At 72.6% G+C, this 23498-nt stretch carries 25 protein-coding genes and 1 tRNA gene; 17 read left to right on the forward strand and 9 right to left on the reverse strand.

From position 1 onward, the window contains the following. The first annotated feature begins 130 nt into the window (after positions 1-130). The 11 genes from ACIBNA_RS10970 (at position 131) to ACIBNA_RS11020 (ending at position 9303) form a co-directional block, all read left to right on the forward strand. A complete protein-coding gene (locus ACIBNA_RS10970; protein ID WP_399164899.1) occupies positions 131-2272 on the forward strand; it encodes a sensor histidine kinase in 2142 nt (713 codons plus the stop codon). A 68-nt stretch (positions 2273-2340) separates the two neighbouring features. After that, positions 2341-2775, forward strand: coding sequence for a roadblock/LC7 domain-containing protein (locus ACIBNA_RS10975; RefSeq protein WP_399164900.1), 435 nt, complete (start codon positions 2341-2343; stop codon positions 2773-2775). A 2-nt stretch (positions 2776-2777) separates the two neighbouring features. Continuing rightward, positions 2778-3149 (forward strand): DUF742 domain-containing protein, encoded by a 372-nt coding sequence (locus ACIBNA_RS10980; protein ID WP_399164901.1) that lies wholly within the window; start codon positions 2778-2780, stop codon positions 3147-3149. Further along, a complete protein-coding gene (locus ACIBNA_RS10985) occupies positions 3127-3756 on the forward strand; it encodes a GTP-binding protein (protein WP_399164902.1) in 630 nt (209 codons plus the stop codon). Before ACIBNA_RS10980 ends, ACIBNA_RS10985 begins: the two co-directional genes overlap by 23 nt. Positions 3757-3817: 61 nt before the next feature. Further along, positions 3818-4390, forward strand: a complete 573-nt coding sequence (locus ACIBNA_RS10990) for a GAF domain-containing protein (protein WP_399164903.1) — start codon at positions 3818-3820, stop codon at positions 4388-4390. 188 nt (positions 4391-4578) lie between these two features. Continuing rightward, on the forward strand, positions 4579-5607 hold the full coding sequence (gene tdh, locus ACIBNA_RS10995; RefSeq protein ID WP_399164904.1) for an L-threonine 3-dehydrogenase: 1029 nt from the start codon (positions 4579-4581) through the stop codon (positions 5605-5607). Between the two features lie 35 nt (positions 5608-5642). Beyond that, on the forward strand, positions 5643-6836 hold the full coding sequence (locus ACIBNA_RS11000) for a glycine C-acetyltransferase (protein ID WP_399164905.1): 1194 nt from the start codon (positions 5643-5645) through the stop codon (positions 6834-6836). 31 nt (positions 6837-6867) lie between these two features. Further along, positions 6868-7770 carry a LysR family transcriptional regulator gene (locus tag ACIBNA_RS11005; protein WP_399164906.1) on the forward strand — a complete coding sequence of 301 codons (903 nt, stop codon included), beginning with the start codon at positions 6868-6870 and terminating at the stop codon, positions 7768-7770. Between the two features lie 46 nt (positions 7771-7816). Further along, entirely contained in the window at positions 7817-8389 is a 573-nt protein-coding gene (locus ACIBNA_RS11010; protein WP_399164907.1) for a helix-turn-helix domain-containing protein, read from the forward strand. Next, positions 8386-8913: a GNAT family N-acetyltransferase gene (locus ACIBNA_RS11015; protein WP_399164908.1), complete on the forward strand. Its 528-nt coding sequence runs from the start codon at positions 8386-8388 to the stop codon at positions 8911-8913. Before ACIBNA_RS11010 ends, ACIBNA_RS11015 begins: the two co-directional genes overlap by 4 nt. Positions 8914-8943: 30 nt before the next feature. Continuing rightward, positions 8944-9303 (forward strand): MmcQ/YjbR family DNA-binding protein, encoded by a 360-nt coding sequence (locus ACIBNA_RS11020; protein ID WP_399164909.1) that lies wholly within the window; start codon positions 8944-8946, stop codon positions 9301-9303. Between the two features lie 10 nt (positions 9304-9313). Here ACIBNA_RS11020 and ACIBNA_RS11025 read toward each other — a convergent pair whose 3' ends face one another. Next, positions 9314-10225 (reverse strand): transketolase family protein, encoded by a 912-nt coding sequence (locus ACIBNA_RS11025; RefSeq protein ID WP_399164910.1) that lies wholly within the window; start codon positions 10223-10225, stop codon positions 9314-9316. Between the two features lie 29 nt (positions 10226-10254). Then, positions 10255-10956, reverse strand: a complete 702-nt coding sequence (locus ACIBNA_RS11030; RefSeq protein WP_399164911.1) for a transketolase — start codon at positions 10954-10956, stop codon at positions 10255-10257. Positions 10957-11092: 136 nt separating this feature from the next. Between ACIBNA_RS11030 and ACIBNA_RS11035 the strand changes: the two genes are divergently transcribed. Next, a tRNA-Pro gene (locus ACIBNA_RS11035) sits at positions 11093-11166 on the forward strand. 52 nt (positions 11167-11218) lie between these two features. Here ACIBNA_RS11035 and ACIBNA_RS11040 read toward each other — a convergent pair. From ACIBNA_RS11040 to ACIBNA_RS11070, 7 genes are all read right to left on the reverse strand, one after another. Beyond that, complete coding sequence (locus ACIBNA_RS11040; protein WP_399164912.1) at positions 11219-12220, reverse strand: glycoside hydrolase family 43 protein; 1002 nt, start codon at positions 12218-12220, stop codon at positions 11219-11221. Positions 12221-12252: 32 nt separating this feature from the next. Next, entirely contained in the window at positions 12253-12789 is a 537-nt protein-coding gene (locus ACIBNA_RS11045; protein ID WP_399164913.1) for an NUDIX hydrolase family protein, read from the reverse strand. A 75-nt stretch (positions 12790-12864) separates the two neighbouring features. Continuing rightward, positions 12865-14004 carry an amidohydrolase family protein gene (locus ACIBNA_RS11050; RefSeq protein WP_399164914.1) on the reverse strand — a complete coding sequence of 380 codons (1140 nt, stop codon included), beginning with the start codon at positions 14002-14004 and terminating at the stop codon, positions 12865-12867. 1 nt (position 14005) lies between these two features. Continuing rightward, positions 14006-15409 (reverse strand): glutamine synthetase, encoded by a 1404-nt coding sequence (locus tag ACIBNA_RS11055; protein WP_399164915.1) that lies wholly within the window; start codon positions 15407-15409, stop codon positions 14006-14008. Positions 15410-15441: 32 nt separating this feature from the next. Beyond that, a complete protein-coding gene (locus ACIBNA_RS11060) occupies positions 15442-16254 on the reverse strand; it encodes an SAM-dependent methyltransferase (protein ID WP_399164916.1) in 813 nt (270 codons plus the stop codon). 135 nt (positions 16255-16389) lie between these two features. Then, positions 16390-17211, reverse strand: coding sequence for a hypothetical protein (locus ACIBNA_RS11065; protein ID WP_399164917.1), 822 nt, complete (start codon positions 17209-17211; stop codon positions 16390-16392). Positions 17212-17321: 110 nt separating this feature from the next. Further along, positions 17322-18071, reverse strand: a complete 750-nt coding sequence (locus ACIBNA_RS11070) for a response regulator (RefSeq protein ID WP_399164918.1) — start codon at positions 18069-18071, stop codon at positions 17322-17324. A gap of 179 nt (positions 18072-18250) precedes the next feature. Here ACIBNA_RS11070 and ACIBNA_RS11075 point away from each other — a divergent pair, with 179 nt between their 5' ends. The 5 genes from ACIBNA_RS11075 to ACIBNA_RS11095 all read left to right on the forward strand — a co-directional run bounded on the left by ACIBNA_RS11075 (position 18251) and on the right by ACIBNA_RS11095 (position 23489). Next, positions 18251-19414: a sensor histidine kinase gene (locus tag ACIBNA_RS11075; RefSeq protein WP_399164919.1), complete on the forward strand. Its 1164-nt coding sequence runs from the start codon at positions 18251-18253 to the stop codon at positions 19412-19414. Between the two features lie 101 nt (positions 19415-19515). Then, positions 19516-20154 carry a helix-turn-helix domain-containing protein gene (locus ACIBNA_RS11080; RefSeq protein WP_399164920.1) on the forward strand — a complete coding sequence of 213 codons (639 nt, stop codon included), beginning with the start codon at positions 19516-19518 and terminating at the stop codon, positions 20152-20154. 52 nt (positions 20155-20206) lie between these two features. Then, positions 20207-21544, forward strand: coding sequence for a M24 family metallopeptidase (locus ACIBNA_RS11085; protein WP_399164921.1), 1338 nt, complete (start codon positions 20207-20209; stop codon positions 21542-21544). Further along, positions 21544-22521, forward strand: a complete 978-nt coding sequence (locus ACIBNA_RS11090; protein ID WP_399164922.1) for a thiamine pyrophosphate-dependent dehydrogenase E1 component subunit alpha — start codon at positions 21544-21546, stop codon at positions 22519-22521. The genes ACIBNA_RS11085 and ACIBNA_RS11090 overlap by 1 nt, the downstream gene beginning before the upstream one ends. After that, on the forward strand, positions 22509-23489 hold the full coding sequence (locus ACIBNA_RS11095) for an alpha-ketoacid dehydrogenase subunit beta (protein WP_399164923.1): 981 nt from the start codon (positions 22509-22511) through the stop codon (positions 23487-23489). Before ACIBNA_RS11090 ends, ACIBNA_RS11095 begins: the two co-directional genes overlap by 13 nt. Positions 23490-23498 lie beyond the last annotated feature (9 nt).

Raw genomic sequence — 23498 nt, forward strand, 5'->3', positions numbered from 1 at the left:
CGGTGCCGAACGGGAGCCGGCCGAGCCCGGGCGGGCGGCTCGGGGTGCGCGGAAGCGACCGCGTGAGCCCGGTCGTACCAGCGCAAGCCCCCCTGGCACCCAGGCCCGACGGACCAGTACGAGGACACCGATGTCTCACCTCCGCCCCCCGGCCGCACGCGCAGACCGCCGTGAGGGCGGGCGGCACGGGCGGCCGGCCGCCCGCACCGCACCCGCGCTGCCTGAGACCCATATACGGCCCCAGCTGCTGCGTCTCGCCGTGCTGCCGCCCGTCGCCGTCGCCCTCAGCGGCTGTGCCGCCGTCCTCTTCACCGTCCGGTCCACCGGAGCCCGGCCGGGGCCGACACTGTGGGCCGTGCTCGCCGGGGCGGTCTCGGTGACCCTCGTCGGCATCGTCGTCGCCGCGGTGGCCGCCAACCGGGCCGCCCGGTCCGTGCACGACCGCGTCGGCCTCCTGCGCCGCACCACCGCACGGCGCGAGGCCGACCTGCGCGGCCTGGTCGAGACGCTGCGCCGCGGCGACGGACCGCCGCAGCCCAGTCCACAGCCCAGTCAGCCCGGTGGTCCCGCCGACGACTTCGAGCTCCTCGCCGCCGACCTGACCCGTGCGCACGACGGCGCCGTCACCGCCGTCGTCCAGGCCTCGCAGCTCTCCAGCCAGGCGGGCAGCGAACAGAAGCTCGAGGTGTTCGTCAACCTCGCCCGGCGCCTGCAGTCGCTGGTGCACCGCGAGATCTCCATCCTCGACGAGCTGGAGAACGAGATGGAGGACCCCGACATGCTCAAGGGGCTCTTCCACGTCGACCACCTCGCCACCCGCATCCGCCGCCACGCCGAGAACCTCGCCGTGCTCGGCGGGGCCGTCTCCCGCCGCCAGTGGAGCAACCCGGTCTCCATGACCGAGGTGCTGCGCTCGGCCATCGCCGAGGTCGAGCAGTACTCGCGGGTCAAGCTCGTGCCGCCGATCGACGGCACCCTGCGCGGACACGCCGTGGCCGACGTCATCCACCTGCTGGCCGAACTCGTCGAGAACGCCACGGTGTTCTCCGCCCCGCAAACCCAGGTGCTGCTGCGCGCCAACCTCGTCACCTCCGGGCTCGCCGTCGAGGTCGAGGACCGTGGGCTGGGCATGCCCCTGGAGGAGCAGACGCGGATGAACTCCCTGCTCGCCGACCCGCACCAGGTGAACGTCGCCCGGCTCCTCGCGGACGGCCGCATCGGGTTGTTCGTCGTCTCGCAGCTGGCCAGGCGGCACGGCATCACCGTCCGCCTCCAGAGCAACATCTACGGCGGAGTGCAGGCGGTGCTCGTGGTGCCGCAGGCCCTGCTCGGGGCGGGGGCGGGGGCGTCCGGGGGCGCCGGGCAGCCGCAGAGCGGGGCGGGCGGTACGGATCGTCCGGCCGGCGGTATGGATCGTCCGGTCGTACCGCTGCGGGAGGCCCGGCAGCACGGGCATGCCGCGGTCGGGGGAGGAGACCGTGGCGGGCCCGTGTCAGGGGCCTCGGCGGTGTACGGATTCCCGTCCGGGGCAGGTACCGCGTCCCAAGCACCGCCGTCGGCCGCGCCCGCCGCATCCCGGGCGCACCGGCATGAGGCCGAACCGGCCTCGGGCGCAAGCCCGCGGAGCGGCCGGCCCGCGCCCCTGCCCGTGCGCGGGACCCATCGGGAGCGGCCCAACCCGGCCGAGGCGAGGCCCGGTATCAGCCCCGACGACCGGCGCATCCTCGCCGAGAACGTGACCACGCCGCCCACCCCGCGCAACGGCACCGTGCGCGGCACCATGGGCAAGCCCCAACTGCCCCGCCGCCGCGCCCAGGAGCACATCGCACCCCAGCTGCGCGACGGTCCCGCGCCGCGCCAGGACCCCGACCACCTCGTCGGCCACGACCCCGGCCTGATGGCGACCTTCCAGCGTGGCATCAGCCTCGCCGAGGCCCAACAGCACATGGAGGCCGGGAACATGGAGTGGGGCGACATGGAGCAGTCGACGCACATGGAGTCGTCGACGCGCATCGAGCCCGCCCACATGGAGCCGACGCACACGGAGTCGACACACGTGGGGTCCGCACATGTGAAGCCGCCCCGCAGGGAGTCCGCACACAGGGATCCCGCACACAGGGACCCGATCGCCATGGAGCCGGTGCACACCGAGTCCCTCCCCACCGTGGACGCAGCCCGCATAACCGAGGCGCGCGACGCCCGGGACGGTGTGACCGCGTCCCGCCCCGACCACACCACCACCCGGCACGACGGGAGCGCACCCGCCGGATGACCACCCCCGTTTCCACCCCCACTCCCAGCGCTCCCTCAGACCTTCGTACCCCAAGGAGTCGATCCACCATGGCGAGCGATGCGCCGACCGTCCATGTTTCCGATCTCGACTGGCTGATGAGCGGCCTCGTGCAGCGCGTACCGCACACGACCGCCGCGGTGCTCCTGTCCAGCGACGGGCTCGTGAAGTCCGTGCACGGCCTGGACCCGGACAGCGCGGACCACATGGCCGCCCTGGCCTCCGGCCTGTACTCCCTCGGCCGCAGCGCCGGCGTCCGCTTCGGCGACGGCGGCGACGTCCGGCAGGTCGTGGTCGAACTCGCCTCGACACTGCTGTTCGTCACCACCGCCGGCTCCGGCACCTGCCTGGCCGTGCTCGCCGGCCGCGAGGCCGACGCGGCCGTCCTCGGCTACGAGATGGCGATGCTGGTCAAGAGCGTCCGCCCGTACCTGGTCACCGCGCCCCGCCAGCAGTCCGTCGAATCCACGGCGATGAGGCCTTGAGGATGGCGGCGGCCGCTGACGGGCCCTGGCTCGACGACGCGGCCGGGCGGCTGGTGCGCCCGTTCACGGTCAGCAACGGCCGCACCCGTCCCACCGTCGCGCTCGACCTGATGTCGCAGGTGATGGCCACCGGGGCGACCCCCCTCGGCTACCTCGGCCCCGAGCACGCGCAGGCGCTCGAGCGGTGCAGTGTGCCCGTCGCCGTCGCGGAGGTCGCCGCCCATCTGAAGCTGCCGGTGGCCGTCACCAAGGTGCTGCTGGCGGACCTCGTCGACTGCGGGGCGCTGACCACCAAGCCCCCCGCGTTCCACCACAACCCGACGGACCGGGCCCTTCTGGAGGCAGTGCTCGATGGACTACGACGACAGCTCTGACAACGCCGACGGTTCCGGCCACGGCGGCGACCCGTTCCCCACCGCCCTCAAGATCCTGGTGGCGGGCGGGTTCGGCGTGGGCAAGACGACCTTCGTCGGCGCGGTCAGTGAGATCGCGCCGCTCAGCACGGAGGAGCTGCTCACCACCGTCAGCGCCGCGACCGACAACCTCGACGGCATCGAGAACAAGGTCGAGACGACCGTGGCCATGGACTTCGGCCGCATCACGCTCGACCCGAAACACGTGCTGTACCTGTTCGGCACCCCCGGCCAGGAACGGTTCTGGTTCATGTGGGACGAGTTGTGCGAGGGCGCGCTCGGGGCGGTCATCCTCGCCGACACCCGTCGCCTCCAGGAGTGTTTCGCGGCCGTCGACTTCTTCGAACAGCGCGGCCTCGGCTTCATCATCGCCGTCAACGAGTTCGACGGCGCCCACCATTACGACCCGGAGGAGGTGCGCGCGGCCCTCGACCTCTCCGAGGAGATCCCCGTCGTGTGCTGCGACGCCCGGATCTCCAGCTCCGGGGTCCAGACCCTGCTGACCCTCGTGCGTCACCTCATCGCCCATACGCCGGCCCCCACCACGGGGTATGGCGCCCACACGTGATCCCCCAACGCCCGTCAGGGAGCCCATATATGACACATGCCCACAGTCCGGGAGGACGCCCATGAGCTACGACCCGCCGCGTCCGGCCGGTCGTCTGCTGCTCACACCCGAGGACAAGGAGGCCCCCGCCAGAGCCGGCCGACTGCGCCTGCTGGGTCTGGGGGAGCGCCCCGACCCCGCACTCGACGCCTTCGCGCACGGCCTCGCCGAGCTCACCGGGACGCCGTACGCCATGGTCAACTTCCCGGACGAGCAGGGCCAGTTCTACGCGGGCCTGTGCGTCCCGGCCGTCGCGCCGGTGGTGCGGAGCGACGGCACCAGCCCCAGGGTGGGCCGTGCTCTGCCCCGCGACCATGGTTTCTGCCCCCATGTGGTGGCGCGACGCAAGGTCCTGGTCCTGGAGGACGTCCACGACTATCCGCGGTTCGCGGGCAATCCGGTGGTCGACGAGTTCGGTATCCGCTCCTATCTGGGAGCACCGATCATCGACGGTACGGGCCTGGTACTGGGCACGGTCAGCGTCGCCGACGTCGGGCCCCGGCCGTGGGGGAAGCCGGGCCTGACCGCCATCAAGGAACACGCCGCGCAGCTCGTCGTACAGCTGGAGGGCTGGGACGGCCGGCTGCCCTACTGATACGCCCGCCCCGGATCTCCGCAGCGCACCCACGGGGCGTGAAGGAAAGCTGAGGCGGCGCTTAAGAAAACCTCGATGGACCGGTGTGGCGGGCGTACGGCAGATTGCTGTGCGATCCCACTCCTCACCCGGCCCAGGGGCTCCTTCGGCATACCCGGAGCCGGGACTCACCCTCAGGAGCCGTAGCGGTGAAGGCGCTGGTCAAACAGAAGGCGGAGCCCGGGCTGTGGCTCGCGGACGTCCCGGAGCCCGCCGTCGGGCCCGGTGACGTCCTGATCAAGGTGCTGCGCACCGGTATCTGCGGCACGGACCTGCACATCAGGTCCTGGGACGGCTGGGCGCAGCAGGCGATCCGCACCCCGCTCGTGGTCGGGCACGAGTTCGTCGGCGAGGTCGTGGAGACCGGACGGGACGTCACCGACATCGGCATCGGTGACCGGGTGAGCGGCGAGGGCCACCTGGTGTGCGGCAAGTGCCGCAACTGCCTGGCCGGGCGCCGTCACCTGTGCCGCGCCACCATAGGTCTGGGGGTGGGCCGGGACGGGGCGTTCGCCGAGTACGTCGTCCTGCCCGCCGCCAACGTCTGGGTGCACCGGGTGCCCGTCGACCTCGACGTCGCCGCGATCTTCGACCCGTTCGGCAACGCCGTGCACACCGCGCTGTCGTTCCCGCTGGTCGGCGAGGACGTGCTGATCACCGGCGCGGGCCCGATCGGTCTGATGGCCGCCGCCGTGGCCCGGCACGCCGGAGCCCGCAACGTCGTGATCACCGACGTCAGCGAGGAGCGGCTGGAACTGGCCCGCAAGATCGGTGTCAGCCTCGCGCTCAATGTCGCGGGCGCCACCGTCGCCGACGGGCAGCGCACGCTCGGCCTGCGCGAGGGCTTCGACATCGGACTGGAGATGTCCGGCCGCCCCGAGGCGATGCGGGACATGATCGCCAACATGACGCACGGCGGCCGGATCGCGATGCTCGGCCTGCCCGCGCAGGAGTTCCCCGTGGACTGGGCCCGGATCGTCACCTCGATGATCACCGTCAAGGGCATCTACGGCCGCGAGATGTTCGAGACCTGGTACGCGATGTCCGTGCTGCTGGAAGGCGGCCTAGACCTCGCGCCCGTGATCACCGGCCGGTACGGCTTCCGCGACTTCGAGGCGGCGTTCGCCGACGCGGCGAGCGGCCGCGGCGGCAAGGTCATCCTCGACTGGTCCGCGTAACTCCCCCTGACCGCAATGCACTTCAGGAGCCCCTCATGTTCGATTCCGTGCGCGACGACCTGCGCGCCACCCTCGACGAGATCCGCGCCGCCGGCCTGCACAAGCCCGAGCGCGTGATCGGCACCCCGCAGTCCGCCACCGTGAGCGTCACCGCGGGCGGCCGCCCCGGCGAGGTCCTCAACTTCTGTGCCAACAACTACCTCGGCCTCGCCGACCACCCCGAGGTCGTCGCCGCCGCCCACGAGGCCCTGGACCGCTGGGGCTACGGCATGGCCTCCGTCCGCTTCATCTGCGGCACGCAGGAGGTGCACAAGGAGCTGGAGGCGCGGCTGTCGGCGTTCCTCGGCCAGGAGGACACGATCCTGTACTCCTCCTGCTTCGACGCCAACGGCGGCGTGTTCGAGACGCTGCTCGGCCCCGAGGACGCGGTCATCTCCGACGCGCTCAACCACGCGTCGATCATCGACGGCATCCGGCTGTCCAAGGCCCGCCGTCTGCGGTACGCCAACCGTGATCTGGCCGAGCTGGAGGCCCGGCTGAAGGAGGCCGCCGACGCGCGTCGCCGGCTGATCGTCACCGACGGCGTCTTCTCCATGGACGGCTACGTCGCCCCGCTGCGCGAGATCTGCGACCTCGCCGACCGCTACGACGCGATGGTCATGGTCGACGACTCGCACGCCGTCGGCTTCGTCGGCCCCGGCGGCCGCGGCACGCCCGAGCTGCACGGCGTCATGGACCGGGTCGACATCATCACCGGCACCCTCGGCAAGGCGCTCGGCGGAGCCTCGGGCGGTTACGTCGCGGCCCGCGCCGAGATCGTCGCCCTGCTGCGCCAGCGCTCCCGGCCGTACCTGTTCTCGAACACGCTCGCCCCGGTGATCGCGGCGGCCTCCCTGAAGGTGCTCGATCTGCTGGAGTCGGCGGACGACCTGCGCGTCCGGCTCACCGAGAACACGGCCCTGTTCCGCAGCCGGATGACCGAGGAGGGCTTCGACGTCCTGCCCGGTGACCACCCCATCGCCCCGGTGATGATCGGGGACGCGGCGGTCGCCGGGCGCATGGCGGAGCTGCTGCTGGAGCGCGGTGTGTACGTGATCGGCTTCTCGTACCCGGTCGTGCCGCAGGACCAGGCCCGGATCCGCGTCCAGCTGTCGGCCGCGCACTCGACGCAGGACGTCAATCGCGCGGTCGACGCCTTCGTGGCGGCACGGGCGGAGCTGGCCGGCTGAGGAACGCCGGTGACCTGAGAGAATCGATCGCATGATCGAGGCGCGGCGGCTCCACATCCTCCGTGCGGTGGCCGACCACCGTACGGTGACGGCGGCTGCCGCCGCGCTGTACCTGACCCCGTCGGCCGTGTCCCAGCAGCTCGCCGCGCTGGAGCAGGAGACCGGGCACCGGCTCGTCGAGCGCGGCGCCAAGGGCGTACGCCTCACCCCGGCCGGCGAGATCCTGCTGAGCCACACCAACGCGGTCCTCGCCCAACTGGAGCGGGCCGAGGCCGAGCTGGCCGCCTACAGCTCTGGAGCGGCCGGCACCGTCACGGTCGCCTCCTTCGCGACCGGCATCGCCCTGGTCGTCGCGCCCGCGGTGGCCCGCCTCGCCGAGTCGGCGCCCGGGATCCGCATCCGAGTCCAGGACGCCGAGGGCGATGCCAGCCTGCCGATGGTGCTGGACCGGCAGGTCGATGTCGCCGTCGCCGTCGAGTACCGGGGCGCCCCGCCCGCCGACGACCCGCGACTGACCCACGTGCCGCTGTACGCCGAGCCCTTCGACGCGGTCGTCCCGGTCGCCCACCGTCTGGCCGGGGCGGCGGAGGTCCCGCTCGCCGAACTGGCCAAGGACTCGTGGATCGGCCCCTACCCCGGCAACCCCTGCCACGACGTGGTGGTCCTGGCCTGCGAGAACGCCGGCTTCCAGCCCTGCATGGAGCACTCCTCGGACGACTTCCGCGCGGTCGTAGCCCTCGCCTCCGCCGACGCGGGCGTCGCCCTCGTGCCGCGCTCGGCGCTGCGCGGCATGGACCTCGCCGGGGTGGTCGTCCGCCCCGTCGACGGCACGGCGCCCACCCGGCGGGTCTTCGCCGCCGTACGCCGGGGAGCCGAGGAGCATCCGCTGATCCGCCCGGTGCTGGACGCGCTCGGCGCGGCGGCCCAGGTGTGAGGGCTCGTTAACCGGGTCGTCTCATATCCGGGATAGTGTCCCGTATATGAGAAGCGACGACACGGACCCGGTCGACGCTCGGCTGGGCACCCGCCTGGCCGAGCTGCGGACCGAACACGGCTATTCGCTGGACGAGTTGGCCGACCGCAGCGGAGTGAGCCGCTCCACCCTGTCCCGGGCCGAGCGGGCGGAGATCAGCCCCACCGCCTCCCTCCTGAACCGCCTGTGCGCCGTCTACGGGCGCACCATGTCCCAACTGCTCAGCGAGGTCGAGGCCGAGCCGGCGCCCGTGCTGCGGTCCGCCGACCAGCCCGTCTGGCAGGACCAGGCCTCCGGCTTCGTACGGCGATCCGTGTCACCACCACACGCCGCCCTGCGCGGCGAACTCGTCGAGGCCCGGCTCTCGCCCGGCGCCGACATCGCCTACGACCGTCCGCCCGTCACCGGCCTTGAGCAGCACATCTGGGTCCTGGAAGGGGCCCTCGACGTGACCGCGCAGGACACCGAACACCACCTCGGCGCCGGCGACTGCCTGCGCATGCGCGTGTGGGGCCCGACCCGGTTCCGGTGCGCCGCTCCCGAGGGCGTGCGGTATCTGCTGGCGGTGGTGCGGCCGTGATCCGTCTGGACGAGACTCAACTGCTCCGGTGCGCCGGGGCGTTGGCGGATCTGTTGACCGACACCGTGAACGGCGGTGCCTCGGTCGGCTTCCTCGCCCCGCTCGACCGTGCGGAGGCGCTCGCCTGGTGGGAGGAACGGGCCGTCGAGGTGGCCGCGGGACGGCTCGCCGAGTGGGCGGCGCACGACGGGGACCGGGTGCTGGGCACCGTGAGCCTGGCCTTCCCCGGCAAGCCGAACAGCCGTCACCGCGCCGAACTCGTCAAGCTCATGGTGCACCGGGACGCCCGCGGCCGTGGCCTCGGACGCAGGCTCCTGGCCACGGCGGAGGGCGCTGCCGCCGAGGCCGGCGTCACCCTCCTGCACCTGGACACCGAGACCGGCAGCCCCGCCGAGCAGCTGTACCGGTCCGCCGGCTGGACCGCGATCGGCGCGATCCCCGACTACGCGGCGAGCCCCGACGGAGAGCTGCGACCGACGACGATCTACTACAAGCACGTACCGGCAACCACTCTCACCAGGTGATTGTCAGTGGCAGCGGATACCGTGCCTGCCATGCCGGATGCCGAAGACGTACGACGTATCGCTCTGTCCCTGCCGGACACGACGGAGAAGATCGCCTGGAGCATGCCCACGTTCCGGGTCGCGGGAAAGATGTTCGCCACACTGCCGGAGGACGAGACGTCCATCGCCGTGCGCTGCCCCAAAGAAGAGCGGGACGAACTGGTGCTCGCCGAGCCGGGGAAGTTCTGGATCGCCGACCACGAGGCGCAGTTCGCCTGGGTGCGGGCCCGGCTCGACGCGCTGGAGGACGAGGGCGAGCTGCGGGACATCCTGGCCGACTCCTGGCGCCAGGCCGCCCCGACCCGGCTCCTGGAGGCACACCCCCGGCTGGGCCTCGCGGCGGGGGAGTGACCTCCTGGTCTCACGCGGGAGCCGCCGCCCCGACGAAGCTCCCGATGCGCTCCCGCAGCGACCGGGCGTCCAGGCCGTGGGCGGCGACATGCTCCGCCACCTGCCCGTACCGCCGCAGCTCGCGACGGCCCACGCCCAGCCCCAGCACCCGGTGCGGCACCTCGGACAGCGCGCTGTTCGCGGCGGCCGTCGAGGTGCCCGCCAGATAGGGCTCGACGAGGACGACGTCCGTCCCGGCCGCCCGGGTGGCCCGGCGCAGGGCGGCCCCGTCGAAGGGGCGGACGGTCGTCGCGTACAGGACCGTGACGTCGAGGCCCTCCGTGGCGGCGAGCACCGTGTCGAGCGTCGGCCCGACGGCGACCACGACACCGGAGCGCCCCTCGCGGACCGTGCGGAAACGCTCCCCGTCGACGGGCAGCGCCTGCCCGTTGGACTGCACGGACAGCCGCACGTACACCTTGTCGTCGCCCGCGGCGACCGCGTGCCGCAGCAGCGTCTCGGCCTCGTCCGGGTGGCCCGGCACGTGGACGGTCCAGCCGTCCAGAGTGTCGAGCAGCGCCACGTCGCCCGGCGCCATGTGGGTGTAGCCGCCCGCCGGCCAGTCGAAGGACGCGGCGGCACTCACCAGCACCGCGCCCAGGTCCTGGTGCCCGAGATCCAGCTTGACCTGCTCGAAGGGCCGCTCGACGAGAAAGCTGGCGAAGGTGTGCACGACGGGCCGCAGCCCGGTCAGCGCCAGCCCCGCCGCCGCCCCGACCAGGAGCTGCTCCCGGATGCCGACGTTGACGACCCGGTCGGGATGGCGACGGGCGGCCTCGGCGAAGCCGTCCCTGCCGATCTCGGCGAGGACCACGGCGACGCGGGGATCCTCGTCGAGCAGCCGGGAGACGACAGGGGTGAAACGGTCACGCATGGTGTCCATGGAGTTCGGATTCCTTTCCGGCAGGGAGGTCAGGCGGACTTCGGCTCGACCCGGGCCACGACCACGTGCGGGCGGCCCGGGTGCGGTGCGGTGAAGGCGGCGTACAGTGCCTCGTGGTCACGGCCGTCGACGGTCAGCGCGGACCAGCCCGCAGCCTCGAAGCGGGCGGCGATCCCGCCCGGCCGCGCGTACGACGCGGAGGAGTTGTCGACGACGACGGTGTGCAACCGGTCGAGCCCGGCGGGCCCGGCGAAGGCGATCGCCTCGTGGTTACTGCCCTCGTCCAGCTCGGCGTCCCCGATCAGCGCCCACACCCGCGGCTCGTCGAGCCCCTGGGCGCGCAGCCCCAGTGCCGTACCGACGGCGATCGGCAGCCCGTGCCCGAGCGATCCGCTGCCGATCTCGGCCCCCGGCACGAGCGTGCGGTCGGGGTGATGGCCGAGCGGGGAGTCGTACGAGCCGAAGCCGGGCAGCCACTCCACCGGCACGAAGCCCTTGGCGGCCAGCACGGCGTAGTACGCCATCGGCCCGTGCCCCTTCGACAGCAGGAACCGGTCCCGCTCCGGGTCGGCCATCCACTCCGGATTCACCCGCAGCACCCGGTCGTACAGCACCCACAGCACGTCCAGCGTGGACGTCGCGGCCGGGCCGTGCTTCTCGTCGCCGGTCATCAGGCCCATGAGTCCCGGCAGGTCGGCGTACGTGTGTGTCATGTCCGTCGCGTTCGTCATGTGCACGAGCGTGCAACCTCAAGCAATGTTGAGGTCAAGCGACGGACGCCCGGAAACGGATGCGCGATCACCGGCGCGAGTGCGGTATTGTTTCCCTGCACGTTCGGCCGGGGGAATCCCCAGGTCAGACGGGCAACGGGACGTGGCGCAGCTTGGTAGCGCACTTGACTGGGGGTCAAGGGGTCGCAGGTTCAAATCCTGTCGTCCCGACAGAAACGACAGCGGGTCTGCCGGAAACGGCAGGCCCGCTGGTGTTTCCGGGTCAGCCGCCACCGTCCAGGTCACTGCGCCGGCGCAGTACCTCCAGTTCGTGACCGCGCAGCTCCATCTCGTACAGCTTCCCGCGGGCGTTCTCGAAAGGCCGGTGGAGGATCATCATCAGGCGGCCGTCGAAGGTGTGGAACAGCATGCCGTGGCCGCTGTCGTCGCGGACCAGCGGCCGGTGCTGCTGCCACGGGCCGCGGATGTCCCCGGATCTCGATACGGCGTACGTCTGCACATAGCCGCCGCTGATCGTGCCGTCCTGGCCGGCCGTGTTCTTCTCGTAGGTCGACCACAGCATGAGCAGGGACCCGTCAGGGGTGCGGTACAGCTGAGGGCCGTCGGTGATGTAGGGCGGCAACTGGTGCGGTACGCCCGCGGGGATCTGCTCGGCGGTCCAGGGTGCGTCGGAGGCCTTGAAGAGGTAGACAGGGTCGCCGACCGTCCGGGCCAGGTCGGGGGCCAGCCGGATCGCCTCCATCGTTCCGTCGATCGTCTGGAGCCACTCGTGCGCGTACACCATCCAGGGCTGCCCGGAGGGGTCGACGTACAGCGTGCCGTCGAGGGTCATGAGGTGCTCGGGCGGGACGGGGCGCGCCGGGTCGAGCACGGTGAACGGGCCGAGCAGTGAGTCGGAGACGGCCGTGACAGTGCCGCGCATATGGGTCGGGGTCCGGAACGGGACACCCCACCGGTTGGGCGGTGGGGCCGGGAGCGGCCTGTCCGCGTTGTGCAGCGTGGTGAAGAGGTAGTACCTGCCGTCCCAGGCGTGCACCTCCGGCGCCCACGCGCCGTCCGTCGCCCAGACGCCCTCTTGCTCGGCGGCCAGGAACACCACGACGGGGCGCGTCCAGTCGCGCAGGTCGTGGCTGCGGTAGACCATCGTGCCGGTGCCGTCCACGCCCGACACGGAGGGGTCGTTGGACGTGTAGAGGTGATAGGTGCGCGTCGGTTCGTCGGCGACGACGAACGGGTCGTGCAGTGGCATGTCCGGCAGCCGCATTCGCGCGGGTCCTTATCTGACCGCCCGGGCGGTCAGATCGCGCAGCCCGCATGGGCCAGCGCCTGCTTGAGCAGCACCCCGTGGCCGCCCGGCATCTCGCTCTGCACCGCCTCCGAGACGGCCTCCTGCGGGCTGAACCACACCAGGTCCAGGGCGTCCTGCCGGGGCCGGCAGTCGCCCGTCACCGGCACGATGTAGGCGAGGGAGACCGCGTGCTGGCGGGGGTCGTGGTACGGCGTGATGCCCTGCGTCGGGAAGTACTCCGCGACCGTGAACGGCTGGAGCGACGCCGGGACGCGGGGCAGCGCTACCGGGCCGAGGTCCTTCTCCAGGTGGCGCAGGAGGGCGTCGCGGACGCGTTCGTGGTGCAGTACGCGGCCGGAGACCAGCGTCCGGCTGACCGTCCCGTCGGGCCCGATGCGCAGCAGCAGGCCGACACTGGTGACTTCGCCGCTGTCGTCGACGCGGACCGGGACGGCCTCGACGTACAGGATCGGCATGCGGGCGCGAGCCATCTCCAGTTCGTCGGAGGACAGCCAGCCGGGCGTGGTTTCGGTCATGTCAGACATTGCTTGATCATACTTTCAGCCGTTCGAACTTCCTGGGTAGCCGCTCGGGAGGAACTGTGACCGGCTACACGCCGTTCAACCGCCTCCCGCGGAGTCGTCCGGGAGCCGGTAGACCCGCCGGGCGTTGTCCCGGCCCGCCCACCGGGCGATCCGCAGCGCGTCCGGCAGGGAGAGTTCGTCGGCGTCCACCCGCTCCTGGAGCAGTCCCGCCAGCCCCTGCCGGAAGGCGAGCGCCCCGAGGTGGAAGAACTCCGGCACACCGTAGGCGTCGGAGCTGTACAGCAGTTTGCGGAACGGTGTGATCTCCAGGGCCTCCGCCAGGACCGCACCGGCCCGGGCGGGGCCGACGTGGTGGAGGGTGAGGCCGACATCGAGATACACCTGCTCGAAGACCGCCGCGAGGTACGCGGCCTGCCGCTGGTAGGGCCAGCAGTGCAGCAGCAGGACGGGAATCGTCCCGGCGGTCAGGTGCAGCCAGTCCGTGAGGCGGGCCGGGTCGGCCCGGTGCAGCCGGATCTCGTTGTCGCCGAACCCGGTGTGCAGCTGGAGCGGCAGGCCGAGGTCGACGGCGGTCCACAGCAGGTGCCGTACCAGGACCGGGTCGTCCAGGCGGCTGCCGCGGGCCGCCCAGTGCCGGGCGGCGCCGGTGACCTCCGCGTCCGAGGGGCGGGCCGGGTCCAGGTCGAAGCCGGTGCGGTAGGCCGCCACCGACTTCACGCCCACCACGCCGGGCCGCCGTACGGCGGTCAGCGCCGCCGCGTGGAAGGCGTCCGCGTAGGCGTCCGGCTCGACCCCGGCGGCCCGCACCGACTCGGCGACGCTCTCCAGCCGCACGACCTCGTAGGCGGACCCGCCCGCGGCCTCGGCGATCTCGCCCGGGGTGGTGAGCCGGTCAGGGGTGTAACCGGTGTCGACGCAGAAGACGTCCGTGCCCGAGGCGCTCAGGAAGCGCCGCTGCACCTCACGCCAGCCGAGCTCCGAGCGCCGGGCCAGGTACTGCTCGACGGGGGCGTGGCGCGGCAGGTCCAGCACGGGAGCGCAGTGGCGGCGCACGGCCACGCCCACAGGGCTGTCGAAAGGCGAGACGCCCGGCCACGCGTCGCCCTCCGTCAGGAGCGGCTCGAAGGACTCCCGGCCGAGATCGGCGGCCACCGTGCCGTGGCAGTGGTGGTCGAGCAGGCTCAGCGCGTCGAGCGCCTCGCGGACCGCGCCCACGTCAGTACTTCCACCGGTACGCCGCCGCCACCTGGTCGTCGTCGAGACCGGCGACGGACGCCAGCTCTCCCCGCCGTACGGCGATCACCGCGTCGGCCAGGACCGGGCCGAGGGCGGCCCGCAGCGGTTCGTCCGCGCGGAACTCCTCGACAGCCTGCTCCAGCGAGACCGGCAGCCGCCGTACGCCCCGGGCCGCCGCCTGAGCCTCGCCCAGCCGTGCCGGGTCCCCGGTGGTCTCCTCGGGCAGGGCCGCGGACGAGGTCAGACCGTCCAGCCCGGCGGCGATCAGGGAGCCGATCGCGAGGTAGGGGTTGGCGGCCAGATCGACGGGTTTGACCTCGACGTTCGCCGCCTGGTCGCGCAGGCCCGCGGTGCCGGTGACGACGCGCAGGGCGGTCTCCCGGGTCTCGCGGCCCCACGCGGTGAACACCCCGGCCCACTGGGAGGGCCTGAGCCGCAGATAGCTGGCGGGGCTCGGCGCGGTCACGGCCGTGAGAGCCGGCAGATGGGCGAGGAGGCCGGCCGCGAACGACTCCGCCTCGGCCGTCATGCCGTACCGGCCCTCGCCGCCGGAGTGCAGATTGACCCCGTCGCGCCAGGCGGAGAGATGGACGTGCCCGCCGTTGCCGACGCCCTGCCCCACGACGGCCGGGGCGAACGAGACGCGCAGCCCGTGCCGCTGGGCCACCGCGCGGACCGTCTGCCGCACCAGCACGCTGCGGTCGGCCGCCGCCACCGGGTCGACGGCACCCACCGACATCTCGAACTGCCCGGCCGCGTACTCGGGATGGACCTGTTCCACGTCGAGGCCCTGGGCCGCGCACGCCGCCAGCAGGTCGGCGGTGCAGTCACCGAGCTCGACCTGCCGCGCGGCCCCGTACGCCGGACCGGTCGTCGCGGGCACGAACGCGTCGCCCGGCGCGTCCCCGCGGGCCACGGTCCACTCGACCTCCACGGCGGCCTTGAACGTCAGGCCGTGCCGCTCGGCCGCCTCGGTGACGACGCGGCGCAGGAACGTGCGCGCGCAGCCGGGATGCCGCTCCCCGTCCTGCGTGACCCGGTCCACCGGCGCCCACGCCCAGCCGGGCTGCCCGGCCAGCACCACGAGCTGGTCGAGGTCCGGATAGAGACGCAGATCGCCGTCGGGGGAGCCGAGGACGTCGGTGGTGACGATGGAGTCGTTCGCCAAGAACGTGTCGAACACCGGGGACATGCCGACGCCCCAGGCCGCGGCGGAGGCGAGGCGGGCCGTCGGGACGGTCTTCACCCTGCCGATGCCCGCGGTGTCGACATAGGACAGCACGACGCCGTGCACACCCCGCCCGGACAGCTCGCCGCTCAGCGCGGTGGCCCGCTCGACGTCGCCGGGACGCCCGCCGGGCACGGGATCGGCCAGGGTCGTCATGCGGCCTCCTCGACGAAGATGGGCGCCCGGCGTCAGGGCTTCACGGCCACCGCGCCGTACTGCGGTACCAGCACGGCCGAGTCGGCGTCGGCACGCCACTGCCCGCACGACACCATGCCCGGCTCGAGCAGCTCGAGGCCCTCGAAGAACGCGGCGATGTCCGCGCCGCTGCGGGCGGTGATCGGGGGAGTGGCGTTCTCGTTCCAGAACTTCATGGCCGGGATCTGGCCCGCGCCGCCGAGCTCGTCGTCGAACGTCGGGTGGGTCAGGACCAGGAAGCTGCCGGAGGGGACCGCGGCCATCACGCGGCGCACGATGTCCCGGGCCTTGTCCGTGTCCAGGACGAAGTTGAGGATGCCCAGCATCATCACGGCGACGGGACGGGTGAAGTCGAGGGTGTGCCCGGCCCGTTCGAGGATGGCGTCCGGGTCGTGCACGTCGGCGTCGATGTAGGCGGTGACGCCGTCGCGGGTGCCGGTCAGCAGGGTGCGGGCGTGCACCAGCACGATCGGGTCGTTGTCGACGTAGACGATCCGTGAGTCGGGCGCGAGCCGCTGGGCGATCTCGTGGGTGTTGTCCGCCGTCGGCAGCCCCGTGCCGATGTCGAGGAACTGCCGCACTCCGCGCTCGCCGGCCAGGAACGACACGGCCCGGCCCAGGAAGTCCCGGTCCGCCCGGGCGATGTCCCGGATGAGCGGGAACATGCCGGCCACGTGCTCGCCGACCTGCTGGTCGACCTCGTAGTTGTCCTTGCCGCCGATCCAGTAGTTCCACACGCGCGCGTTGTGCGCCACACCGGTGTTCAGCCTCGCCGAGCCGCTCGTCGGGGTGTGGCTCTCACTCACGTCTCTTCCTCTCCTCGCACGAGCGACCGGTACCGGCCGTCGCCGCCATTGTGCCGCTGCGATGATCACGCTGTCCCGGGAATCGGCAGAGCCGGCGGGGCCGTCGGCGCGCGGCGGGGAGAGCTGCGGACCGTGCTACTCGACCTCGCCGGGGTTCGGGGAGGGCGTCTTGCCGGCCAGTACGTCCTTCAGGCGCTGGGTGCCGAGCCGCACCGCCTGCACGACGGAGTCGTTCTCGTCCCCGTCGAGCCCGCCCGCGGTGACGGTGATCGCGTCGTCGCCGACGCGTACGGCGGCGACGCCCAGGGTCAGCGTGGCGTCCGTGCCCCCGGTCCTGCCCCGCACCGTCACGCGCAGGCCCGCACGGGCGTCGCCCACGCCCGGCAGCGTGGTCTCGACGACCTGGACGGTGCGCTGTTCGCCGTCGTCGGTGACGGTGAACTGGTCGCACTTCTCCGGCAGGTTCGCCATCCGGTTCAAGGAGTCCTGCGGGTCGGTCCGTTCGTAGGAGGCGACCTGGTACAGCATGCGCGAGTCGCCCTGCTCGAAGCCGCGCAGCTCGGACGCTCCGGACGGCCTGCCCAGCAGATCGTCGTCGAAGAGGGAGTCGAGGAGGCGCTGGCAGTCGGCGGCCTGGGCCTTGGCGGTGAGGAAGTCGGAGACGTCGACCGTGCCGATGAGCAGGCCGTCATGCCAGTTCTCGGCTTCCTTGTCCTTGACCTGGGTCCAGTCGTCCTCGATGTCCGCCTCGGTGATCAGCGCGGTGCGGGCGCGGTCCGTGGTGAGGGTGGCGGTGGGAGAAGGGGTCTGCCGCTTCCCGGCGGCCTGTGACGCGGTGACGCCCGACACGCGCGAACCGTCTTCGCCGCCGTCGTCCGAGCAGGCGGCGGTGGTCAGCAGCGTGCCTGCCGCCAGGGCACAGGAGAGAACGCGGACGAGCCGGTACCGACGGGTCATCGGGAGTGCCTCCTGGGAACGTGTCGCGTGTCCTCAGGGCACCACCGGCACCGACGGCCCACCACCGGCACCGGACTGTTCGGGTGAGCGCCGCCCGCGGCGCGGACACCTCACGCTCCGGCCCGGGCGTGCCCGTTCTGCCAGGCCCAGGCCGCGATCTCGACCCTGTTCCGGGCGGCCAGCTTGAGCTGGACGCTGGACAGGTGCGTCTTGACCGTGGAGAGGGAGACGTACAGTTCGGCCGCGATCTCGGCGTTGGTCCGGCCGAGGGCGACCAGGCGGACCACGTCCAGCTCGCGCTCGGTCAGCGGCTCCTGGAGCGGAGCCGAGGGGGCCGGGGGCGCCGGCCGTGGCGCGGTGTCGGCGGCCGTCGGCGCGGTGACGTGCTTGAGCAGCCGGACCGTGACCGACGGGGAGACCAGCGAGTCGCCCGCGGCGGCGGCCCGGACGGCCTCGGCGAGGAGCGTCGGCCCGGAGTCCTTGAGCAGGAAGCCGCAGGCGCCGCCGCGCAGCGCGCCGTACACGTACTCGTCGAGGTCGAAGGTGGTGACCACGACCACCCGCATCGGGTCGGCGACGTCCGGTCCGGCCAGCAGCCGGGTCGCCTCCAGCCCGTCCAGCTTCGGCATCCGGATGTCCAGCAGGCACACGTCCGGCCGCTCGCGGCGGGCCAGCGCCACGGCCTCCTCGCCGTCGCGGGCCTCGGCGACCACGGTGATGTCCGGCTGGGCGTCGAGGAAGAACCGGAACCCGGTGCGGATCATGTCCTGGTCGTCCGCGATGAGTACCCGGATGGGAGCGCCGCGGCGGGCGGCGGCGCCGGGCTCGCCGGCCGGGCCGGGCGGTACGGGGGTTGTCATGGGTCGATCATGCCTCAGGGCTGGGACAGAGCGGGGGCAAGGGGCGTCAGTGTGTGCAGTGGCTCCAGCCTCGCCCGCGGACCCGGGCGCGCGTCTCCGCCGAACGGCCAGGTCCGGGCGCAGGCCACTCGGCCGTTCGGCCGATCCCGGCGCTCAGTGCCTCGCCTACCGTGAGCCGCATGAGATCCACCTCTCCCCGGGGCTGCGCCCGGGGCTTCGGCGTCGGCTTCCTGCTGGCGGCCTCGGTCTACGACCTGCTCATCGCGAACGACTTCCACCACACCCTCTGGCCGTCGGTGACGGTGCTGCTCGTCGGGTTCGCCGCCGTGCTGTGGCCGGTCGGCCGGAGGCCTCGGTGGCTCACCCCGCAGCTGCGCACCGCCGTGCCCGCCGTGGTCTCCGGGCTCTTCACGGCGGGCGTGCTGCTGGCGGACCGCGCGGAGGTGCCGTTCGGGCCGGGCGAGGTGGCGGTCCTGCTGAGCCTGCTGTTCATCGCCGTACGCCACTGCCCGTGGCCGTGGGCCCTGGTGTGCGGAGTGCTCGACGCGGTCGCCCTGCTCCTGCTGCCGGTGCGGTACTTCCGGTCGTTGCGGGAGGAGGTGCTGGTGTTCGTCCTGTTGGGCCTGGTCCTGGTCGGGCTCACCGCCGGGCTCGCCGCGTACCTGCGCTCCCTGGACTACCGGCGCACCGTCGCCGTCAGCGAGACCCGCCGCGCCGAACGCGTCGCCATCGCCGCCGACCTGCACGACTTCGTCGCGCACCACGTCACCGGGATCCTCGTGCAGACGCAGATGGCCCGCATGATGGCGGCCCGGCAGCCGCAGGACCTGGACCCCGTCCTGGCCGGCATCGAGCGCGCCGCGACCGAGGCGCTGGCCTCCATGCGGCGCACGGTGGGCGTGCTGCGCGACACCGGCCCGGAGGCCGCCGACCGCCGTCCCGTCGGCGACCTGGCCGCCGTCACGGACCTGGTCGAAGGCTTCGCGACCCCGGTGCAGAGGACCGTCCTGCACCGTGACCCGGCCGTGTCCGACGACCTGCCGCACGAGGTGCAGGCCGCCGCCTTCCGGGTCGTGCAGGAGGCGCTGACCAACGTACGGCGCCACGCGGGCGACGCCACGGAGGTCACCGTCCGGCTGGCCCGCCCCGGCGACCGGCTGGAAGTCACGGTGACGGACGACGGCCACGGCGGCACCCAGCTCCCGGAGGCCGCCCACGGCGGCGGCTTCGGCCTCGTCGGCCTGACGGAGCGCGTGACGGCGCTGGGCGGCGAACTGCGCGCCGGGCCGAGGGCGGGGGAGGGGTGGCAGGTGACGGCGACGTTCCCGGCGGGGAAGGGCTGAGGCCTTGACCCATGGCGTGGGGCGCCACTGTCTATGGCGTCGCACACCGCACCGGCTGTTCAATGTAGCTGCACACACGCCGCTCGTGAGAGGAGCCGCCCGTGTCCCCCGCCGTCGTGCCGCCCGTCGGTGCGCGTATTCGGCAGGCACGTCTGGAGCGCGGGACGAGCCTGCGCGCGCTCGCCCGCGAGGTCGGTGTGTCGGCGAGCCTCGTGTCGCAGATCGAGACCGGCAAGAGCCAGCCCTCCGTCAGCACGCTGTACGCGATCACGACGGCCCTGGGCATCTCCGTCGAGTCCCTCTTCGACGTACGGGAAAGCGCCGGAGCGACTCCGCAGGCGGCCCTCGGCACCGTCCTGCCCGCCCTCGCCGCCTTTGCCGCCGACCCGGGGCGGCGGATCGGCCCGCTGGTCGGCGCGGGTGAGCGCGAGACCCTGGAGCTGGACTCCGGCGTCGTATGGGAGCGCCTCGGCCGGGTGCCGGGCGCGGATGTCGACTTCCTGCTGGTGACCTACCGGCCCGGCGGCTCCTCCTCCGGCTCCGGAGGACTGATGCGGCACCCCGGCACCGAGTACGGCTATCTGACGTCCGGCGAGCTGATCCTCACCCTCGGTTTCGACGAGTACACCGTGCGCCCGGGCGACGCCGTCTGCTTCGAGTCGACGACCCCCCACCGCTACCGCAACGATGGAGAGGTACCCGCTGTGGGTGTCTGGTTCGTCTCCGGCGATGTTCAGTGACACTTGACACCCGTAGTACCCGGGCGTTCACTCCGAAGTGGGGGTGGTCGCCATGGCGATCCGCACATACGGGCCCAACGCCGTCGACTGGGAAGAGCGCATCGACCTGGACCGGCTGCGCGGACAGCGCCTGGCCCGGCTGCACGAGTCCCTGAACCGCTCCGCGCTGGGCGCGGTGCTCAGCTTCGACTTCGCCAACATCCGCTACATGACCGCCACACACATCGGCACCTGGGCGATGGACAAGCTGATCCGCTTCGCCCTGCTGGTGCAGGGCGGCGAACCGGTCGTCTGGGACTTCGGCTCCGCCGCCCGCCACCACCAGCTGTACAACCCGTGGCTCGACTACAGCGACGGCAAGGGCGGCCCGCTCACCGGCGCCCGCGCCGGCATCTCCACCCTGCGCGGCGCCTTCCACCCGGACGCGGGCATCGCCGAGGACGTGGCCGCCAAGATCGCCACCGAGCTGCGCGAGCACGGGCTGGCGAACGAACCGCTCGGCGTCGACGTCGCCGAGATGCCCGTCCTCGCCGCCCTGCGCGCCGCAGGCATCGACGTCGTCGACGGACAGCAGGTCTTCCTGGAGGCCCGCCGGATCAAGACCGGCGACGAGATCGCCCTCCTCACCCAGGCCTGCGCCATGGTCGACGCGGCCTACGAGGAGCTGTACGGCCATCTGCGCCCGGGCGTGCGCGAGAACGAGTGCGTCGGCGTCGTGGCCAAGGTCCTGTACGACCTCGGCAGCGAGTACGTCGAGGGCGTCAACGCCATCTCGGGCGAGCGGTGTTCACCGCATCCGCACGTCTACAGCGACCGCCTCATCCGCCCCGGCGACCCGGCCTTCTTCGACATCCTGCACAGCCACCTCGGCTACCGCACCTGCTACTACCGCACGTTCGCCGTGGGCAGCGCCTCCGGTGCGCAAAGGGACGCCTATGTGCGCTGCCGTGAGTACATGGACCAGGCGATCGCGCTCGTCCGGCCCGGCGCGACCACCGCCGACATCGTGCGGGTGTGGCCGCGTGCGGAGGAGTTCGGCTTCGCCGACGAGACCGCCGCCTTCGCCCTCCAGTACGGCCATGGCGTCGGCCTGTCGATCTGGGAGAAGCCGATCTTCAGCCGCCTGGTCTCCCTCGACCACCCCGAAGTCCTTCAAGAGGGCATGGTCTTCGCCCTGGAGACCTACTGGCCGGCCGCCGACGGCTGGTCCGCCGCCCGGATCGAGGAGGAGCTCGTCGTCACCGCCGACGGTTGCGAGGTCATCACCAAGTTCCCCGCCGAGGAGCTGCTGGTGGCCGGGCGCAAGTACTGGACGGTGGGCGGTGAGCTGAACACCCGCCGGGAGGCGCAGTCCCATCTCAACACCTCTCGTGGCGACGGGGCGGGCTGATGGACGCCGCCGCACTCCTCACCTGCTACGAGCGGATGGCCGTCATCCGCCGTACGGAGAAGGCCGCCCACGACCTGTTCCTCCAGGGCCTGGTGAAGGGCACCACGCATCTCGCCGCCGGGCAGGAGGCGATCGCCGTGGGTGCGAGCGCCGCCCTGCGCCCGGACGACTATGTGTTCGCCACCTACAGAGGCCACCACCATGCCCTCGCCCGGGGCGCCACCCCCGAGGAGTGCCTCGCCGAGCTGATGAGCCGGGCGACGGGGCTGTGCAAGGCCAAGGGCGGCTCCATGCACCTGACCAAGGCGGCCACGGGCATGCTCGGCTCGTACGCCATCGTCGGCTCCCATCTCCCGATGGCCGTCGGCGCGGCCTGGTCGGCCCGGCTGCGCGGCACGGACCAGCTCGCGGTGGCCTTCTTCGGTGACGGCGCGACGAATATCGGCGCCTTCCACGAGTCGCTCAACCTGGCCGCCGTGTGGAAGCTGCCGGTGCTTTTCGTGTGCGAGAACAACCAGTACATGGAGTACACGCCGATCGCCGATGTCACGGCGGTGGCCCGGCCCGCGGCCGACCGGGCGCCCGCCCACGGCATCCCGGGCGAGGTCGTCGACGGCAACGACGTCGTGGCCGTCGAGGAGGCGGTGGCGCGGCTCGCGCGGCGGGCCCGGGCCGGGGACGGGCCCGCCGTACTGGAGGCCGAGACCTACCGGCACTTCGGGCACAGCCGCGCCGACCCGGCGGCCTACCGCCCGGCCGAGGAGGTCGAACGGTGGCTGAAGCACGACCCGCTGGACCTCGCCCGGGGACGGCTCGCCGAGCTCGGGGTCCAGGCGGAGGCGGTCGCGGAGGCCGACGAGCGGGCCCGGGCCGTCGTGGAGCGGGCCGTGGAGGCGGCGAAGGCCGGGCCGCCGCCCGATCCGCGGGAGGCCCTGACCGACGTGTGGGCGGACGGAGGTGCCGCATGGCGGACGTGATCACCTACCGGGAGGCGGTCGCCGAGGGCATCGCGCGCGAGATGCGCCGGGACACCTCGGTCGTGTGCCTCGGGGAGGACATCGCCGCGGCCGAGGGCGTGTTCAAGACGACCGTGGGTTTGCGAGCGGAGTTCGGGCCCGAGCGGGTGTGGGACACGCCCATATCCGAACAGGCCATCGTGGGCGCGGCGATGGGCGCCGCGATGACCGGGATGCGGCCCGTCGCGGAGATCATGTTCTCCGACTTCCTGGCCTGCTGCTGGGACTACCTCGCCAACGAGATCCCCAAGGTCCGCTACATGACCGGCGGCCAGGTGACGGTGCCCCTGGTCGTGCGCACCGCCAACGGCGGCGGGCTCGGCTTCGGCGCCCAGCACTCCCAGGCCACCGAGAACTGGGCACTGACCGTCCCCGGTCTGAAGATCGCGGCACCGGCCACACCCGCCGACGTCATCGGCATGATGGCCGCGGCGATCCGCAGCGACGACCCCGTGGTCTTCTTCGAGCACAAGGCCCTCCTGGCCACCAAGGGAGCACCGCCACCGCCTGATCATGTCGTCGAACTGGGCCGGGCCGCCGTCGTACGCGAGGGCGCCGACGTCACGCTCGTCGCGCTCGCCTCCACAGTGCCCCTGGCGCTGAAGGCCGCCGACGTGCTGGCGGAGGAGGGGATCGAGGCGGAGGTGATCGACCTGCGCTGCCTGGTCCCGCTGGACGCCGCGACGGTCCTCGACTCACTGCGCAGGACCTCGCGGCTCCTCACCGTCGAGGAGAACCCGTACCAGGGCGGCTGGGGCGCCACCGTCGTCTCGATCGTCGCCGACGAGGGCTTCGGCCTGCTGGACGCGCCCGTGCGGCGGGTGGCGGCGGAGTGCGTCCCGCTGCCGTTCGCCGACGCACTGGAGGAACAGGTCATCCCCACCGTCGACAAGGTCGTCACGGCGGTCCGCCAACTCGCCGCCTATTGAGCTGCCCAC

Origin of the sequence: Streptomyces sp. NPDC050164, assembly GCF_044459945.1 — a bacterium.
Lineage (GTDB): Bacteria > Actinomycetota > Actinomycetes > Streptomycetales > Streptomycetaceae > Streptomyces > Streptomyces coeruleorubidus_A.

Bases quoted from the DNA above. Each gene is read 5' to 3' on its own strand.
- ACIBNA_RS11040 (WP_399164912.1), bottom strand. From the start codon at position 12,220: ATGCGGCTGCCGGACATGCCACTGCACGACCCGTTCGTCGTCGCCGAC.
- ACIBNA_RS10990 (WP_399164903.1), top strand. From the start codon at position 3,818: ATGAGCTACGACCCGCCGCGTCCGGCCGGTCGTCTGCTGCTCACACCC.
- ACIBNA_RS10985 (WP_399164902.1), top strand. From the start codon at position 3,127: ATGGACTACGACGACAGCTCTGACAACGCCGACGGTTCCGGCCACGGC.
- ACIBNA_RS11020 (WP_399164909.1), top strand. From the start codon at position 8,944: ATGCCGGATGCCGAAGACGTACGACGTATCGCTCTGTCCCTGCCGGAC.
- ACIBNA_RS10970 (WP_399164899.1), top strand. From the start codon at position 131: ATGTCTCACCTCCGCCCCCCGGCCGCACGCGCAGACCGCCGTGAGGGC.
- ACIBNA_RS11005 (WP_399164906.1), top strand. From the start codon at position 6,868: ATGATCGAGGCGCGGCGGCTCCACATCCTCCGTGCGGTGGCCGACCAC.
- ACIBNA_RS11025 (WP_399164910.1), bottom strand. From the start codon at position 10,225: ATGGACACCATGCGTGACCGTTTCACCCCTGTCGTCTCCCGGCTGCTC.
- ACIBNA_RS11065 (WP_399164917.1), bottom strand. From the start codon at position 17,211: ATGACCCGTCGGTACCGGCTCGTCCGCGTTCTCTCCTGTGCCCTGGCG.
- ACIBNA_RS11045 (WP_399164913.1), bottom strand. From the start codon at position 12,789: ATGTCTGACATGACCGAAACCACGCCCGGCTGGCTGTCCTCCGACGAA.
- ACIBNA_RS10980 (WP_399164901.1), top strand. From the start codon at position 2,778: ATGGCGGCGGCCGCTGACGGGCCCTGGCTCGACGACGCGGCCGGGCGG.
- ACIBNA_RS11095 (WP_399164923.1), top strand. From the start codon at position 22,509: ATGGCGGACGTGATCACCTACCGGGAGGCGGTCGCCGAGGGCATCGCG.
- ACIBNA_RS11085 (WP_399164921.1), top strand. From the start codon at position 20,207: ATGGCGATCCGCACATACGGGCCCAACGCCGTCGACTGGGAAGAGCGC.
- ACIBNA_RS11010 (WP_399164907.1), top strand. From the start codon at position 7,817: ATGAGAAGCGACGACACGGACCCGGTCGACGCTCGGCTGGGCACCCGC.
- ACIBNA_RS11055 (WP_399164915.1), bottom strand. From the start codon at position 15,409: ATGACGACCCTGGCCGATCCCGTGCCCGGCGGGCGTCCCGGCGACGTC.
- ACIBNA_RS10975 (WP_399164900.1), top strand. From the start codon at position 2,341: ATGGCGAGCGATGCGCCGACCGTCCATGTTTCCGATCTCGACTGGCTG.
- ACIBNA_RS11070 (WP_399164918.1), bottom strand. From the start codon at position 18,071: ATGACAACCCCCGTACCGCCCGGCCCGGCCGGCGAGCCCGGCGCCGCC.
- ACIBNA_RS11000 (WP_399164905.1), top strand. From the start codon at position 5,643: ATGTTCGATTCCGTGCGCGACGACCTGCGCGCCACCCTCGACGAGATC.
- ACIBNA_RS11030 (WP_399164911.1), bottom strand. From the start codon at position 10,956: ATGACGAACGCGACGGACATGACACACACGTACGCCGACCTGCCGGGA.
- ACIBNA_RS11075 (WP_399164919.1), top strand. From the start codon at position 18,251: ATGAGATCCACCTCTCCCCGGGGCTGCGCCCGGGGCTTCGGCGTCGGC.
- ACIBNA_RS11090 (WP_399164922.1), top strand. From the start codon at position 21,544: ATGGACGCCGCCGCACTCCTCACCTGCTACGAGCGGATGGCCGTCATC.